The sequence below is a fragment of the Amycolatopsis sp. cmx-11-51 genome, assembly GCF_047608665.1.
Classification (GTDB): domain Bacteria; phylum Actinomycetota; class Actinomycetes; order Mycobacteriales; family Pseudonocardiaceae; genus Amycolatopsis.
In genome coordinates this window covers 397,112-413,177 of record NZ_JADNQO010000005.1, presented here as the reverse complement: position 1 = coordinate 413,177, position 16,066 = coordinate 397,112, and the positions used below count along the sequence as shown (strand labels likewise).

General features: G+C 69.1%; 11 protein-coding genes. 8 read left to right on the top strand and 3 right to left on the bottom strand.

Annotation, left to right across the window (positions count from 1 at the left end):
• Window positions 1-14 precede the first annotated feature (14 nt).
• Window positions 15-1,238, top strand: coding sequence for a mannose-6-phosphate isomerase, class I (gene manA, locus ACM6LU_RS21500; RefSeq protein ID WP_414939569.1), 1,224 nt, complete (start codon window positions 15-17; stop codon window positions 1,236-1,238).
• A gap of 229 nt (window positions 1,239-1,467) precedes the next feature.
• Here the strand turns inward: manA and ACM6LU_RS21495 are convergent, their stop codons facing one another.
• Window positions 1,468-4,473 (bottom strand): BTAD domain-containing putative transcriptional regulator, encoded by a 3,006-nt coding sequence (locus ACM6LU_RS21495; protein WP_414939497.1) that lies wholly within the window; start codon window positions 4,471-4,473, stop codon window positions 1,468-1,470.
• 144 nt (window positions 4,474-4,617) lie between these two features.
• Between ACM6LU_RS21495 and ACM6LU_RS21490 the strand changes: the two genes are divergently transcribed.
• From ACM6LU_RS21490 to ACM6LU_RS21480, 3 genes are all read left to right on the top strand, one after another.
• Window positions 4,618-5,532, top strand: a complete 915-nt coding sequence (locus ACM6LU_RS21490; RefSeq protein ID WP_414939496.1) for a cation diffusion facilitator family transporter — start codon at window positions 4,618-4,620, stop codon at window positions 5,530-5,532.
• A gap of 226 nt (window positions 5,533-5,758) precedes the next feature.
• Window positions 5,759-7,279: an amino acid permease gene (locus ACM6LU_RS21485; RefSeq protein WP_414939495.1), complete on the top strand. Its 1,521-nt coding sequence runs from the start codon at window positions 5,759-5,761 to the stop codon at window positions 7,277-7,279.
• Window positions 7,280-7,500: 221 nt separating this feature from the next.
• Window positions 7,501-8,193 carry an LPXTG cell wall anchor domain-containing protein gene (locus ACM6LU_RS21480; protein WP_414939494.1) on the top strand — a complete coding sequence of 231 codons (693 nt, stop codon included), beginning with the start codon at window positions 7,501-7,503 and terminating at the stop codon, window positions 8,191-8,193.
• 44 nt (window positions 8,194-8,237) lie between these two features.
• Here the strand turns inward: ACM6LU_RS21480 and ACM6LU_RS21475 are convergent, their stop codons facing one another.
• Window positions 8,238-10,532: a hypothetical protein gene (locus ACM6LU_RS21475; RefSeq protein WP_414939493.1), complete on the bottom strand. Its 2,295-nt coding sequence runs from the start codon at window positions 10,530-10,532 to the stop codon at window positions 8,238-8,240.
• 91 nt (window positions 10,533-10,623) lie between these two features.
• Between ACM6LU_RS21475 and ahcY the strand changes: the two genes are divergently transcribed.
• Window positions 10,624-12,174 (top strand): adenosylhomocysteinase, encoded by a 1,551-nt coding sequence (gene ahcY, locus ACM6LU_RS21470; RefSeq protein ID WP_414939492.1) that lies wholly within the window; start codon window positions 10,624-10,626, stop codon window positions 12,172-12,174.
• Between the two features lie 376 nt (window positions 12,175-12,550).
• Here the strand turns inward: ahcY and ACM6LU_RS21465 are convergent, their stop codons facing one another.
• Window positions 12,551-13,585, bottom strand: a complete 1,035-nt coding sequence (locus ACM6LU_RS21465) for a hypothetical protein (protein ID WP_414939491.1) — start codon at window positions 13,583-13,585, stop codon at window positions 12,551-12,553.
• A gap of 250 nt (window positions 13,586-13,835) precedes the next feature.
• On the opposite strand from ACM6LU_RS21465, the gene ACM6LU_RS21460 reads away from it, so the two are divergent.
• The 3 genes from ACM6LU_RS21460 to ACM6LU_RS21450 all read left to right on the top strand — a co-directional run bounded on the left by ACM6LU_RS21460 (window position 13,836) and on the right by ACM6LU_RS21450 (window position 16,055).
• Window positions 13,836-14,405, top strand: a complete 570-nt coding sequence (locus tag ACM6LU_RS21460; protein WP_414939568.1) for a papain-like cysteine protease family protein — start codon at window positions 13,836-13,838, stop codon at window positions 14,403-14,405.
• The gene (locus tag ACM6LU_RS21455; RefSeq protein ID WP_414939490.1) at window positions 14,402-15,169 is read left to right on the top strand and encodes a hypothetical protein; all 768 of its coding nucleotides are present in this window, start codon (window positions 14,402-14,404) and stop codon (window positions 15,167-15,169) included. The genes ACM6LU_RS21460 and ACM6LU_RS21455 overlap by 4 nt, the downstream gene beginning before the upstream one ends.
• A 253-nt stretch (window positions 15,170-15,422) precedes the next feature.
• Window positions 15,423-16,055 carry a dTMP kinase gene (locus tag ACM6LU_RS21450; RefSeq protein WP_414939567.1) on the top strand — a complete coding sequence of 211 codons (633 nt, stop codon included), beginning with the start codon at window positions 15,423-15,425 and terminating at the stop codon, window positions 16,053-16,055.
• Window positions 16,056-16,066 lie beyond the last annotated feature (11 nt).

Genomic DNA, 16,066 nt, shown 5'->3' with positions numbered 1-16,066 from the left:
GAGTTGAGGTGACAGTGGAGCTGCTGCGCAATGCCGTGCGGCCCTACGCGTGGGGGTCCAGAACGACGATCCCCGAGCTGCTGGGACGTCCGGTGCCGGCGCCGCACCCGGAGGCGGAACTGTGGATGGGCGCCCACCCCGGCGACCCGTCCCACGTCATCGGCCCGGACGGCACCGAGCGGAGCCTGCTGGAGCTCGTCGAAGCCGATCCGGTCGGCCAGCTCGGCACGGGCTGCGCCGACCGCTGGGGCGGCAGGCTGCCGTTCCTGATGAAGATCCTCGCCGCCGAAGAGCCGCTTTCGATGCAGGCGCACCCGTCGGCCGCACAGGCGGCCGAGGGTTACGCGCGCGAGGAGTCGGCCAGGATCCCGCGCGACGCCTCGAACCGCAACTACCCGGATCCGACGGCGAAGCCGGAACTCGTCTGCGCGCTGACCGAATTCCACGCGCTCGCGGGCTTCCGCGACCCGCAACGCACGATCTCGCTGCTCAAGGCGATCGAGACGCCAGGGCTGGCGAAGTACGCGGTGCTGCTGGAGGCCCAGCCGGATCCGGCCGGGCTGCGCGCGCTGTTCACCACCTGGATCACCCTGCCGCAGGCCGCACTCGACGAACTGCTGCCCGAGGTCCTCGATTCGTGCGTCGCACACATCCGGGCACGCGGCGAGTTCGACGTCGAATGCCGGACCATCCTGGAACTCGGCGAGTCGCATCCGCGGGACGCTGGTGTGCTCGCGGCGTTGCTGCTCAACCGCCTCACCCTCAGCGCGGGCGAGGCGATCTACCTGCCCGCCGGGAACCTGCATCTGTACCTGCACGGCACGGCGGTCGAGATCCTGGCGAACTCGGACAACATCCTCCGCTGCGGGCTGACCCCCAAGCACGTCGACGTGCCGGAGTTGCTGCGCGTCGTCGATTTCGCGTGCGGTGAGATGCCGGTGCAGAGCGGCACCGAAGAGGCGGGGATGTCGGTGTACCGCACCGACGCACCGGAGTTCGAGCTGTCGCGGATCGAGTGGGAGGCCGGCGACGACGGCGAGGTCGCCGTCCACGACATCGGCCCGCAGATCCTGCTGTGCACCGCGGGCGCCCTGCTGGTGACCGCCGACGACGGCGAGCAGGTCGAACTCCGCCGGGGTCAATCGGTGTGGCTCCCGGCCGCCGACCCCGCCGTCCGCGTGCGGCCGCTTTCCGGTGAGCGCACCCAGGTCTTCCGCGCCACCGCCGGCACCTGCTGACCCCTCCGCGTTTCGTCCTCTGGTTGCGGTAGTTGCGCGTGCAAGGACCGCAACCAGAGGACTAAACGCGTCCTTGGTCAAAACTGTGTGCGTTCCGTGTGGCGGGTTCCGCGATCATCATCCGAAGGGGTGACCCTGCGGTTGTCGTCGGCTCGTCCCGATCCGGGTCGGCGACTCACCGTGGGCGACTTCCGGGTGGTGCTCGTCTGAGGGGTCGGGCACCCCCCGGTCAGGCCGGGGCGGGTTCGGTGAGCGACAACAGCAGCCGGACGAGGGTCGAAGCGTTGGCGTCGTGGGGGACTTCCAATCGCTTCGCCTCTTCGCCCGCCGCCTCGGCCGCCTTGGTTTCCCCGACGGCCTCGTAGGCCCTGCGCAGCACGTGCAGGGTGAGGCCTGTCGCGGGTTTCCCGCCCATGGCACGGAATTCGTCGAGACAGCGGCGCAGGACGGGAATCGCGCGATCGGCCCGGCCGTCACCGATCCAGCTCGCCGCGATCGCGCGGGTGCAGGAAAGTTCCCGCGGCCGTTCTTCGAGCGCGCCCGCCAGCCGTCGCGCGTTCTCGTACGCCCTCACGGCGCCGACGCGCTGTCCGGCACCGGCGAGGATCGCGCCCTGTGTGCGCAACGACTTCGCCAGCGCCGATTTCGCCGTCGTCCGGCGCAGTACCCGGACCGATTCTTCGATCGTCTCCAGTGCCTCTTCCTGGCGGCCGTCGAGCATCAGCGACCACGAAAGTCCTTGCAGGGCAACGCCGAGCTGGCGTTCATCGCCGCATTCGAGCGCGAGCGCGAGAATCCTGCGGTCGATCTCCAGCGCCTCGGTGATCTTGCCGAGCCGGTGCAACGCCGCGGACTCCGCGTGCCGTGCGTACGCTCCGGGCCCGGTTTCCTCCACAGTGGACAGTTCGCGGGCCTGGGTCGCCGCGTGCAGGGATTCACCTGCCCGGCCGAGGCCGACGAGGCAGCGTGCCAGGTTCGTCTCGACCCACGCCCGCGCGGAACTGTCGCCCAGCGCCGCCAGTTCCTTCGAGCATTCGCGGTAGCCCTCGACGGCGCGTTCGTACTCGCCTCGGGCGTGCAGCAACACCGTCAGGTTCGCCTCGGCGATGACCACGATGTGCCTGTCGCCCGCCTCGCGAGCGGCGTCGCGCAAGGTCTCGTACGCCGTCCGCATGTCGGTGTAGTGGCTGTGCAGGTACAGGTACGCGCTCAGTCTTTCCAGTACCCGCAACGCTTTTCGCCGCCAGCCGACGGCGCACAGCGAAGAGACGGCGGCGACCAGGTTGGCCCGCTCCACGGAGAACCACGCTCCGGGATCGCGCAGCAGCCGCTCGACCAGTTCGCCCGGCAGCGGCTGCGCGGGGACGTCCTGATCCGACAACGGCATCGGCACCGTCCTCGGCAGGCGGCGGGCCGCCGTGTCCGCGAGGCACAGTGCCGCGTCCGACACCTTCGCGACGCTGGCCACCCGCTCGGCGTGGGTCTCCAGTTCGCGGCCGAGTTCCGTGGCGAACACGCGCACGAGGTCGTGCACGCGGAACCGCTGCTCACCCGTCGGGTCGAGACCGGTGGCTTCGAGCAGGCTGGCCTCAAGGAGTTCGTCGATGGCCGCGTCCGCGTCCTCGTCGTCGATGAGGGTCGACACCGCCCACGCCGGAAGGTCGAGGGTGCGGCAGCGGCCGATCAACCGGAACGCGCGCCGCGCCGCCGGGCTCAGCGCCTGATAGCTCAACGCGATGCTGCCGCGCACCTGGAGATCGCTGACCTGAAGTTCGTCGAGGCGCGAGACCTCGTCCTCCAGCTTCCCGGCGAGTTTCCCGAGCGGCATGCCCGGCCGCATGGCGAGCCTGCTGCCGGCGATCCGCAGTGCCAGCGGGAGATTGCCGCAGGCTTTGGCGATCCGCTCCGCGTCCGCGCGTTCGGCGTCCACCCGCTCCGGCCCGGCCAGCCGCTCCAGCAGGGTCATGGCTTCGGCGCCGGACAGCGGGGCGAGGTGGAGGCGACTCGCCCCGGCGAGCCCGGAAAGCCGCTGCCTGCTGGTGATCAGGACGGCGCTGCCCGGCGTTCCCGGCAGCAGTGCGCGGGCCTGCTCGGGACTCGCGGCGTCGTCGAGCACCACGAGGACCCGCCGATCGGCGAGACGGCCGCGATAGACCGCCGCCCGCGCCTCGACGTCGTCCGGGATGGCGGGGCCGGTGACCCCCAGCGCGCGCAACAGGTCGCCGAGGACGTCGGCGAGTTCGCGCGGGTCGGAGGCGCCCGCCAGCGGGACGAACAGCTGACCGTCGGAGAAGGACCGGCGGAGCCGGTGCGCGGTGCTGACCGCGAGGGTGGACTTGCCCGCGCCGGGTTCGCCGGTGATCACCGCGACCGGTACGCCCGTGCCTTCACCGAGCAGCCCGGAGAGCTTCGCGATCTCGTGCTCGCGGCCAGCGAGATCCGCGATGTCCGGTGGCAGCTGGCAGATCGGGAAGATCGGCGACGCCTTGGTGGACGGCGCTGGATCCTCACCGCGCAGCACGGCGGCGTGCACACGGCGGACCTCGGCGCCGGGCTCCACGCCGAGTTCCTCGACGAGGGTGGCGCGCAGATCGCGGTGGACGGCCAGTGAATCGGCCTGCCGCCCGGCGCGGTGCAGCGCGATCATCAGCTGCGCGGCGAGCCGCTCGCGCAGGGGATGTTCGGTGATCATCGCCTGGAGTTCGCCGGTGAGTTCGCCGTGCCTGCCGTCGGACAGTTCGGCGTCGACACAGTCTTCGAAGGCGGCGAGGCGTTCCGACTCGAGCCGGGCGACGTCCGCGTCGAGCCGGGGGACGTGCAGCCCGGACAGGACCGGCCCGCGCCATTCCGCCAGCGCGCGGCGATAGTGCCCGGCGGCCGCCACCGGATCACCCGCCCGCGCCGCCGCCTTCCCCGCCGCGGCTGCTGCACGGAAGGACAGCAGATCCAGCTCGCCGGGCTCGACCACCAGCCGGTAGCCGCGCGGATCCCGCTCGATCTCCAGCCCTTCGAACCGTGCCCGCAGACGGGAGACGTAGGTGTGCAGATTCGAGGAGTACGACTTGGGCGGCGTCTCCGGCCAGAGGGTCTCGACCAGGGCGTCGACGGTGACGGACGAGTTCGCGTTCAGCAGGAGGACGGCCAGCAGTGCGCGCTGATGATCGCCGCGTGGCGTCGTGCGCCGCCCGGGCGGGCTCTCTATCGTCAACGGTCCGAGCACGCCGAATCGCGGCACGGGCACCTCCCCAGGTCATGAGAGGGGCGAGACTAGCGAGGGGTTCCGACAATTCTGTGACCTGTCCTGCCCGGCGCCACGGAGCTCATCTGCACTGCTAGCCTTCGAACCCGGCATATCGGGACACCAGTTGGGGAGTTGCACGTGTCTGCAGGTGGCGGAACCAAGGCGATCATCGCCGCGCTCGTGGCGAACGCCGGTATCGCGGTCGCGAAATTCACCGGCTTCCTCATCACCGGGTCGTCCTCGATGCTCGCCGAGTCCGTGCACTCGCTCGCGGACACCTCGAATCAGGGCCTCCTGCTGCTGGGTCAGAAGACCTCGCAGCGCAAGGCGACCCGCACGCACCCGTTCGGCTTCGGGCGGGACCGGTACTTCTACTCGTTCATCGTCGCGCTGATGCTGTTCAGCCTCGGGTCGGTGTTCGCGCTGTACGAGGGCATCCACAAGATCAGCGAGCCGGAGGCGCTGACCTCGCCGTGGGTGGCCGTCGGCATCCTCGTGGTCGCGATCGGGCTGGAGTGCTACTCCTTCTACACCGCGATCCAGGAGTCGAAGAAGATCAAGGGCGACGCGGGCTGGTGGGCGTTCATCCGCCAGGCCAAGACGCCCGAACTGCCGGTGGTCCTGCTGGAGGACGCGGGCGCGCTGTTCGGCCTGGTGTTCGCGCTCGCGGGCGTCGGGCTCTCGGTCGCCACGGGCGACCCGGTGTGGGACGGCATCGGCACCGTCACGATCGGACTGCTGCTCGGCGTTATCGCGATCATCCTGATCATCGAGATGAAGAGCCTGCTGATCGGCGAGGGCGCCTCCGAGTCCGACCTCGACACGATCGTCGACGAACTCGCCGCGGGCAAGGTCGAGCGGGTCATCCACATCCGCACCCTCTACATCGGCCCGGACGAGATGCTGGTGGCCGCGAAGCTCGCGCTGGTGCCCGGGCTGGAGACCGCCGATATCGCTCAAGCCATCGATGACGCCGAAGCGCGTGTGCGCGCGAAGGTGCCGACGGCGAAGCTCATCTACCTAGAGCCGGACCTGGACCGCTCGCTGGCCTAAGCGGAGCCTGCGGTAGTCCGTGAAGGCCTCCTTGAGGGACCCAGGGTCCCTCAAGGAGGCCTTCACGGACCTCCAACCCGCCGCCGCGACCGCCGTCCGGAGCAACTGTCCGTACTCCGCCGATTACCAGCGCGACCTCCGCGTAATTCGTTGCTCTCCCACCGCGCTGCCGTCACGACCGGGCGATAGGGTCCGTGGAACCGCAGTCAGGTGTAGGAGGTCAAGGGTGCCCGGAAACGGTCTGTGGCGTACGAAATCCATTGAGCAGTCCATCGCGGACACCGACGAACCGGGGACCAAGCTCAGGCGGAACCTGAGCGCGTGGGATCTGACCGTGTTCGGTGTCGCCGTCGTCATCGGCGCCGGGATCTTCACCCTCACCGCGCGCACGGCCGGCGACTACGCGGGGCCGTCGGTCTCGCTCTCGTTCATCTTCGCGGCCATTGCCTGTGCGCTGGCGGCCCTCTGTTACGCGGAATTCGCGTCCACCGTCCCGGTGGCCGGGAGCGCGTACACGTTCTCTTACGCCACGTTCGGCGAATTCATGGCGTGGATCATCGGCTGGGACCTCATCCTGGAGCTCGCGGTCGGCGCGGCCGCGGTGTCGAAGGGCTGGTCGGCCTATCTCGAAACCGTGCTCTCCTACATCTTCGGCAAGGGCACGAAGACGACGTTCGAGATCGGCGGTGTCCCCGTCGACTGGGGCGCCCTGCTCGTGGTGGTGGTGCTGGTGACGCTGCTCGCCGTCGGCACGAAGCTGTCTTCGCGGTTCTCGATGGTGATCACCGGGATCAAGGTCGCGGTGGTGCTGTTCGTGATCGTGCTCGGCATCTTCTACATCAAGGCCGCCAACTACAGCCCCTTCATCCCGGAGGCCCAGTCCGGCGCCGAGTCGTCGGCCACCGGGGTCGACCAGTCGCTCTTCTCGGTGTTCGCGGGCAGTGGCAGTAGTTCGTTCGGCGTCTTCGGTCTGCTGGCCGCGGCGTCGCTGGTGTTCTTCGCGTTCATCGGCTTCGACATCGTCGCGACCACCGCGGAGGAGACCCGCAACCCGCAGAAGGCCGTGCCCCGTGGCATCTTCGGCTCGCTCGCCATCGTCACGGTGCTGTATGTCGCCGTGTCGCTCGTGGTCGTCGGCATGGTGAACTACAAGGACCTCGCCACTTCGGCGGGTGACGGCGGCAAGAAGACCCTCGCTTCCGCGTTCGCGGTCAACGGCGTCGACTGGGCGGCCAACATCATCTCCGTCGGGGCTCTCGCCGGTCTGACGACCGTCGTCATGGTGCTGATGCTCGGCCAGATCCGGATCATCTTCGCGATGTCGCGCGACGGGCTCATGCCGCGCGGCCTGGCGAAGACCGGCCCGAACGGGACGCCGAAGCGGGCGACCATCGTCGTCGGCGGACTGGTCGCCCTCGCCGCGACGTTCTTCCCGGCGGACAAGCTCGAGGAAATGGTCAATGTCGGCACGCTGTTCGCCTTCATCCTCGTTTCCGCGGGCGTGCTGGTGCTGCGCAGGACGCGACCGGATCTCCCGCGTGCCTTCCGGGTGCCGTGGGTGCCGGTGATCCCGATCCTGGCGATCCTCGCTTGCCTGTGGCTGATGCTCAACCTGACCGTTTTGACCTGGTTGCGGTTCATCGCGTGGATGGCGCTGGGCGTCGTCGTCTACTTCGCTTACAGCCGTCGTAATTCAATCCTCGGCAAGCAGAACAAGGGCGAGGTTCCCACGTCCGTATCGGACTGATCATTCTCGTTTCGGCGGCCCACCATTCCTCTGTAGATGGTGGGCCGCTTTGTCGGGGGCCCCGGTTTCGGTGTGAAATCGGTGTGCGATAGCGTCCGGTCTCTGCCTCACCCTGACGGGTGAACGGAACTCGTGTAGAAGCACCACGAGTTGACCTTCGTCCCTCAAAGAGGCACCGCGCTTTGCTCGTTTGTCCCCCGATCGGTACAGGAGAGCTCTGAATGCAGATCATGTCCGGACGGCGCGTCCGCTCCGCCGTCACCGTCGTCGCACTGGCGACCGCCGCCCTGCTCGGCACCGCCGGCTCGGCGCTGGCCTGTCACTCCGATGACGACCGCGCCAAGCCGATCCCCGGCAACATCAGCAAATGCGAGCAGGTCAAGGCCGGCGGCAAGGCTTTGTCCGACTCGGACTTCAAGTTCACCGGTGGCGCCGGTGAGAAGCGGCTCAACATCACCGGCCTCGGCGAGGGCGTCAAGGTGACTGCGATCGTCGTCCTCGGCGGCGACGACGGCTACAACGTCTACGAGCCGGGCAAGCGCAAGCTCGCCGACACCCCGCCGTGGACCGAGCTGCGCGCGCCGTTCAACCGAGACGGCAGCAAGGCGAACATCGACAAGTGGTACGCGTGCGGCGAAAAGACCAAGCTGACCGAGCAGCCGAAGCCTAGCGAGCCGACGAAGACCTCGACGGCCAAGCCGTCGACGACCGCTCCGACCACCACGGAGAAGCCGTCCGCCACCCCGACCAGCACCTCCGCCCCGGCCCCCGCGGTCGGTGGTAACGGTGGCAACGGTGGCGGCCTCGCCGACACCGGTTTCGACAACGCCTGGCTGCTGTGGGCCGGTGGCCTCCTGGTTCTGGCCGGTGCCGGTGTCCTGGTCCTGCTGCGTGCGCGTCGCAAGACCAACTGAAGCTAGTTAGTGCCTGAAGGCCCTCTTCCTCGTGAAGGGGGCCTTCAGCGCATTTGCGGAAAGTCCCCGAACAGCGACCCTTGCTCGCCCCAAGGGTTCTTCGGGCGGGGGCGGCCGAGCCCGGCGGCCATCGCGACGGCGTTGTCCCATTCGGCGTCGACGACGTAGTCCGTGTGCTTGAGGACGCCCGGCGCCCAGCGGTGCCGCCCGGTCGGGCCGCGCATCGGGTCCGGCAGCCAGTGATCACCGCCCAGCACCACGACGCCCTGTTCGTCGGCTTCCGCGGCCAGCGGGCCCGTCCCGCCTCCCGGCAGATAGCCGTCGCCCAGCAGTTTTCCGGCCACCACGCGATGCCGCCACGTCGTGACGCCACCACCGAAGATGTCCGTGCCACGGCACAGCGACCGCCAGCGGCCGCCGAGATCCTTGTACAGCTCCGAGAGTTGCGCCTGCGGCAGCATCGCGGGGAAGGCCCGCTGATAGCCCCATTGCAGTGGTGAGCCCGCGGTCAGCAGTCCGACGCGGTCGCGGTCCTCCGGCGGGAGGTCGGCGATCACCCGCGCCGCGGCGAGCACGGTCAGCAGGCTGCCGAGGTTGTACCCGGACAGCACGACCCTCGTGCCCGGATCGGCGAGGTGTTCTTTGACGCGGTCCGCGAGTTCCGGGACGACCTTGAGCGCGTAACTCGGCGGAACGGTCGGATGGGCGGCACGCGGCCAGAAGCACACGAGATCCGCCAGCGCGCCGAGGTGGCGGCTGCGCTTGGGTGTCGTCGCGGCGGCGAACACGACGCGCAGCAGCCCCGCCGCCAGCGCGCCGAGCGCGAACACGCCGATCCCCGAAAGCGTCGAGAACCAGCCGGGCAGCTGCCCGAAACCGAAGCGCAGCACCAGGAGCACGCCGCCGCCCGCCGCCATCGCCAGCGCGACCGCCAGCGCGAGATGGTGCAGATGCTTGCGTTCCCACGAGGCGCGGGCCCAGACGCGGGCGGCCTCCTCTTCCTGCGCCTTGCCGATCTCCATCAGCGCGACGATCTTCGGGACGCCGCGCCGCAGCCGTCGCAGCGGGACGGCCACCGCGAAGCCCAGGACCCCGAGTACGACGGCGAGCGCGAGCCCGGCGCCCCACAGCACGGTCACCAGGACGTAGGTGTCGGGCAGCCGGAGATCGCTGGCGCCGACCACTTGCCGCAGCGCGACCGCGAGTCCCGCGCCGAAGCCGCCGCCGAGCAGACCGGCGAGCGCGACGACCGGCGCCGCCGCCCAGCCACCGAGCCAGGGCCGCAACCGGTGCGGCAGGTGCTTCCAGGTCGACCGGCCGAGCAGGGCCGCGGGGATGAGCATCAGCGCGAACAGCACGGTCACCGCAACCATCGCCGCGCCCAGCGCTTCGACCGTCCCGTCCGCGCCGCCCAGCCCGCCGCCGGGAAGCCCGGCCGGCAACGGCGTCCGGCGGACGACGGCGATCCCGACCAGCGCGACCGCCGGCGCGATCAGCCCACCGCGGATCACCGGGCCCGCCGAGAAACCGACCGTCGAGGCCACCAGCGCGGCGAGGACGAGCGTCAGCGCGCAGATCCAGACGACCAGGTCGAACGTCGTCGTCGGCAGCCGGAACGGCCCGCCGAGCAACGGAAGCGCGACACAGGTCAAGGCGGCGACGGTGTGCAGTGTGCGCAGGCCCGGTGTCCTCGGCATGTCCTGTGGCTGCAGCGGGGCCGAACTGTGGACGCGGTGCAACCTGTTCCGTGACCGCCAGTCCGAAGACGGGATCCGGTCGAGCACGAAGATCAGCGCCAGCAGCGGCACCACCCCGATCGCCGTCCGCAGCGGCGCGAAATCCCGCAGGAACGAGGGCGCGCCCGCGAGACACCGTGAACCCGGTGCGAGGCATTGCGCGGCGAACAGGTCGAGCGAGACCACCGCGAGCTGGCTGATCAGCAGCATCGTCAGCAGCAGTGAGGCCACCCGCAGTATCGCCCGGCACGCCGTGCCGAGCATCGCCGCGAACCGCTTGCCCTCCGGGACCGGCGGCAACATCCAGTGCGCGACGTTCGCCAGCGAAAAGGGGAACAGCAGCGCCCAGGTCGCCTTCGCGGCGCCACCGGAGGTCATCCCGCTCCACAGGTAGCCTTCGAGGATGCGCGGGATCGAACGACCGAGCGCGGGCAGCACCGGACCGGGAGCGGGTCGGCGCAGCCGGTCCGACGGCCGGATCAGCCTGCCGATCCCGTCGCCCGCGACGTCGACCACCGACGTCGAATCCAGCAGACTTTCACCGCTCGTGCCCACTAGCCCGGGTACGCGTATTTCGACGACGCGGGTATCGGGACCCGGCATGACCACGGTGAAGGCCTCCAAACAGTTCAGTGGGCGTTGAGCCGACAACGGTACTGTTCTGGTGTCATCCAACCTTGGAGGAAGCGCGCATATGACCCCCGAAAGCGTTGCCAAGCGGCACGACACCCGCAACGGCATCGAGTTCGCCGTCGCCGATCTCGAGGCCGCCGAGTTCGGCCGCAAGGAGATCCGCCTCGCCGAGCACGAGATGCCGGGCCTGATGGCGCTGCGCCGTGAGTACGCCGAGGTGTACCCCCTGCGGGGAGCCCGGGTGTCGGGCTCGCTGCACATGACGGTACAGACCGCTGTCCTGATCGAAACCCTCGTCGCGCTGGGTGCCGAGGTGCGCTGGGCCTCCTGCAACATCTTCTCCACGCAGGACCACGCCGCCGCGGCGGTCGTTGTCGGCCCGTACGGCACCACCGAGGAGCCCAAGGGCGTGCCGGTGTTCGCCTGGAAGGGCGAGTCGCTGGAGGAGTACTGGTGGTGCACCGAGAAGATGCTGACGTGGGACGGCGAAGGTTCCGCAGCGTCCGATGATGGGACCCGGCAAACAGGTCCCAATATGATCCTCGACGACGGCGGCGACGCCACCATGCTGGTGCACAAGGGAACCGAGTTCGAAAAGGCGGGTGTCGTCCCCGCACCGGACGAGAACACCTCGGACGAGTTCCGCGTGTTCCTTCAGCTGCTGAGCGCCTCTGTCGCGGCCGACACCGGCAAATGGACCAAGATCGGCGAAGGCATCCGCGGTGTCACCGAGGAGACCACGACCGGCGTGCTGCGGCTCTACCAGCTCGCCGCGGCCGGTGAGCTGCTGTTCCCGGCGATCAACGTCAACGACGCCGTGACCAAGTCGAAGTTCGACAACCGCTACGGCATCCGGCACTCGCTGATCGACGGCATCAACCGCGGCACCGACGTCCTCATCGGCGGCAAGGTCGCGGTCGTCTGCGGCTACGGCGACGTTGGCAAGGGCGCCGCGGAATCGCTGCGCGGCCAGGGCGCGCGGGTGATCGTCACCGAGATCGACCCGATCTGCGCGCTGCAGGCGGTGATGGACGGCTACCAGGTCAAGAAGCTGGAGAACGTCCTCGGCGAGGCCGACATCATCATCACGACCACCGGCAACAAGGACGTCGTGCTCGTCGAGCACATGGCGCGGATGAAGCACCAGGCGATCCTCGGCAACATCGGCCACTTCGACAACGAGCTCGACATGGCGGGCCTTCAGCGCTACCCGGGCATCCGGCGGATCAACATCAAGCCGCAGGTCGACGAGTGGGTGTTCCCTTCCGGGGGTCCGGGCGCCGCCCCCCGGGATGAGCAGAGCCCCGATGGGAAGAGCATTCTCGTGCTCTCCGAAGGCCGCCTGCTGAACCTGGGCAACGCGACCGGGCACCCGTCGTTCGTGATGTCGAACAGCTTCTCCAACCAGGTGATCGCGCAGATCGAGCTGTTCACCAAGCACGAGGAGTACGACAAGGAGGTCTTCCGCCTCCCGAAGAAGCTCGACGAGAAGGTCGCGAAGATCCACCTCGACGCGCTCGGCGGCGAGCTCACGAAGCTGACCAAGGAGCAGGCGGAATACATCGACGTGGACGTCGAAGGGCCGTTCAAGACCGATCATTACCGGTACTGACCGCCCTTGACCGCCTGAAGTACATGAAGGCCCCCTTCCTTGCGCCGGACGCAGGGGTCCAGGCAAAGCCGAGGTCTTGCAGGTCAGGCGGTCGTTCGTCGCTGTGTAAGGCTGACGATGTAGGAATTGGGACGTTGAGTGTCCCAACTCCTACATCGTCGCGGAGTCACACCGGTTACGAAGCTTGATCGACAAGGGTTCAGGGACATGCCTTCCCAAAACCCCGGCACACGCCCGAGCGGGGAGGATTTCGGACGTTCAACGTCCCGAACTCTCCCCATTTCTTGGCCCTTGCAGGCACCGGAATGTCAAGCCCGGACTACCACCAGCAGTGCTGACCGCCCTTACCACTCACGACGCTGCGAGTGAGCACGCGCTAGCGCCACTCGACCTCGATGCCGGCCAGCCCCGGCCCGGCGTCGCTGAAGAAACCACTGGTCACGCCGCCCATGTCGAGCGGCAGCTCTTCGGACTCGACGGGTACCGCGTCGTCGCGCGTCCGGAACTGCCGCGTGCAGCGGGCGGGCAGCGCGCCGAGCGCGAACTTCAGTTGCACCAGGTAGCTCGAACACTGGTCCCGCAGCATCCGGAAGTACCCGGGCGAAGCGGTACCCGAGTCGTCACGTACCTCGAAGCAGAACACGTGGATCTCGCCCTCGGCGAGTTTCCGGTCGAAGAGCAGTTCGGTGGCCATCGTCTCGGCCTCGGCGTTGCGCCGGATCCGGCCGACGCGACAGCCCTCGGCGGTGATCAGGTCGACGTCGCCGATGTCGCAGCCGGGGTCTCCGTTGTAGACCGTGACGTACCGGTCCGGGCCGTGACGCCGCGCCCGGACCGCCAGCCGGGTGTGCAGGTTGACCTGCCGGTGTGCGGCGTCGAAGGTGATCGTGTCGTGCACCGAGAGCATCTCGAGGTCGGCGTTGTAGCGATTGGACGAGGGGTACGCGCCCAGTTCGGACAGCAGCTGATCGACGATCGAGCCCATGTCACCGGAACGGATGTCGTGGAACGACGCGGCCATCTGGTGTCCGCGTGCCCGCGCCGTCCGTGGCCCGATCAGCACGACGAGCGCGTCCGCGGGCAGTTGCAGCACCGATTCCAGTGCGCGGACCGCCGGGAGCGCCTTGGGTACCTCCGGCTGGCGCAGTCCGCGCTGCCAGTAGCTCAACGTCGACTGTCCGATTTGGACGCCACGGAGGCCGAGGTGGGCGCGGAGCCGGGCAAGTGAGAGGCCGCGATAGGCGATCGCCTGCCGGAGCGCGTGGTGGAATTCGCCGCTGCGCAGGGCCTCGACGAGCTCCTTGGGCAGGGCTTCGAGCGGTTGACGGCGCGTGCCGTCGATGATCGTCGGGGTGTCCCCGTCCGAGGCAAGCTTTCCCGCCGAGAACGCATCAGCACCGTCTCGTGTCACCGCTCGTCCCTTCACCAGACCAGTGTGTGCGCTGAGCGTGAACACCGCGGAACGTTCACGTTAGCAGCGCACTGTGAACACTACGTCCCCCGTTCGGGGTGGTTGACCCCGGAAGAGTGAGTGTTCCGGGGTGTGGAAACGCCCCGGAACGGTCCGTTCCGCCGAGTGCCCATCTTGCTCTGTGTGAGCCTGCTGTTCACCGTTGTGACCACATTGGTTCGCCATGGTGACCAGGAGGCCCGTTGTGCCTGTGTTCTCGAGGAGGGTTTGCGCCGCCGGCGCCGCGAGCGTCGCGGCGTGGCTGGCGATCCAGACCCCGGCGAGCGCGGTGCCCTCGCCGTCCGTCCGGCAGAACCCCATCGCCATGCAGGTGCAGGAAAAGTCCCAATGGTGCTGGGTGGCTTCCGGCACCACCATCGCGGCACGCCTCGGCGTGACCGTCGCCCAGAACGAATTCTGCCGGATGGCTCACGACGAGCGTCGCCCGGAGTGCGCCGACCGCCCTGGAACGCTGGGCGACGTCCGGCGCGCCTTCGGCAAGCTCGGCTTCTCGGACCCGGGCAAGTACGTCAAGGGGCGCGTCGGGTACGCCGCCGTTCGGGAACAGACCGGTTCCGGCCGTCCGGTGCAGACTCGGGTCGGCTGGGCCGCGGGCGGCGGCCACATGCACGTGCTCTACGGCTCCGACCTCGGCCGGAAGTGGGTCGCGTGGGGGGACCCACTGCTCACCGGTAACCGCTACCACTGGTCGACTTACGACTTCTACGCTGGCAACAAGTCCTTCACCTGGACTCACACACTCACCGGGATCCGGCGATGAGCGCGCGGCGGATCCTCGGGCTCGCCGGGCTGGTCGCGTTCGCACTGCTGATGTCGGCGCCCGGAGCGCGCGCGGACCAACTGTCGGGTGAAGATCTCGCGGCCGCGAAGGCGGCCGCCGACGACCCCACGCTGCGTGCCGAGATCGGTCGCTTCTTCACTCAGACGGGTGGTTCAAGCGACGCGCCGTCGGTCAGCGTCGTCGGCAAGTCTTTCCCGGTTTACGAGCTTTCGAGGGACTTCGTCGCCGGTGACGGCGCGGTCGCCGGGCAACTCGCCTACGTCGCCGTCCCGGTGACGGCGTCCGACGGGCAGACCGCCACCGTCTGGTCGGTCCGCGGCGACGACGGCGCCTGGCGCGTCGGCAACATCGCCTCGGGCGACCGGGAAAGCGAACTGGCCCGGCGGTTGCCCGCCGGTGCGACACTGCTCCACGAACCCCAGGTCGACGCCTGGTACGCGCTGCGAGACGGCCGGGTGACCCTGCTCGACTCGGGCGCCAGCGGCTACGCGGCCGGTGGGTCGGCCACCCTCGCGGAGTACCAGAAAACGGTCTCCGGCCGGTACGGCGCGATGCTCGCGAGCTCGCCGTACGCCCAAGAGGGCAAAGCCGGCGGTTACAACGCCCAGGTGATGCCTCGCGGCGACGGCGGCCCCGCGCCCGACGCGCAGGACACCGGCTTCGTCCCGCTACTGATCTGCGGCGGCTTGCTCCTCATCGGTATCGCCGGCTTCTTCCTGCACTCGAAGCGGCGTATCCCCTAGCGGACCGGTGGGCCGGACGTGAGCTGACCCGTCTGGCCCGCCGGTCGACCACCCCGTCTTAAAAACCCATCCATGACCTCGCCGCCGCCCTCAACAAAACCGCTTCGCGGTGCTGGCCATTCCATCCATGCCCCCGCCACCGCCCTCAACGGAACCGCTTCGCGGTGCTGGCCATTCCATCCATGCCCCCGCCACCGCCCTCAACGGAACCGCTTCGCGGTGCTGGCCATATTCTGTGGGCGTGGGACGACTCGTGGTGATCGAAGGTCTGGACGGCGCCGGCAAGCGCACGCTCGCCGACGCGCTGACCGGCGCGCTGAACGCGGCCGGAGCGAGCGTCACGTCCATCGCGTTTCCACGCTACGGCGAAAACGTGCACGCCGACCTCGTGAAGGAAGCACTGCACCGCGGGCACGGCGACCTCGCCGACTCCGTGTACGGCATGGCGATGCTCTACGCGCTCGACCGGCGCGGCGCGGCCGACGAGATCCGCGGCCGCCTCGCCGAGCACGACGTCGTGCTGCTCGATCGGTACGTCGCGTCGAACGCGGCGTACGGCGCCGCCCGGCTCCACCAGGGCGCGGACGGCGAGTTCGTGCGATGGCTGCGGGAACTGGAGATCGACCGCTTCGGCCTGCCGGTGCCGGTCGCGCATCTGCTCCTGCGGGTCACCACCGACGTCGCCGCCGAACGCGCGCGTCGCCGCGCGGAGGGCGACGCCGATCGCGCCCGTGATTCCTTCGAGACCGACGACGCGCTCCAAAAGCGATGCTCGGTGGTCTACGACGAACTCGCCGCGTCCGGCTGGCTCACGCCTTGGCACGTCCTCGACGGCGCCGCCGGTGTCGACACCCCCGCTCTGGCTACCGAACTCCTCCGCGATTAGTCCTCTAGTTG

What these genes read in the sequence shown, in the direction of transcription:
- ACM6LU_RS21480 (WP_414939494.1), top strand. Translation starts at nt 7,501, where the DNA reads ATGCAGATCATGTCCGGACGGCGCGTCCGCTCCGCCGTCACCGTCGTC.
- ACM6LU_RS21475 (WP_414939493.1), bottom strand. Translation starts at nt 10,532, where the DNA reads ATGCCGGGTCCCGATACCCGCGTCGTCGAAATACGCGTACCCGGGCTA.
- ahcY (WP_414939492.1), top strand. Translation starts at nt 10,624, where the DNA reads ATGACCCCCGAAAGCGTTGCCAAGCGGCACGACACCCGCAACGGCATC.
- ACM6LU_RS21455 (WP_414939490.1), top strand. Translation starts at nt 14,402, where the DNA reads ATGAGCGCGCGGCGGATCCTCGGGCTCGCCGGGCTGGTCGCGTTCGCA.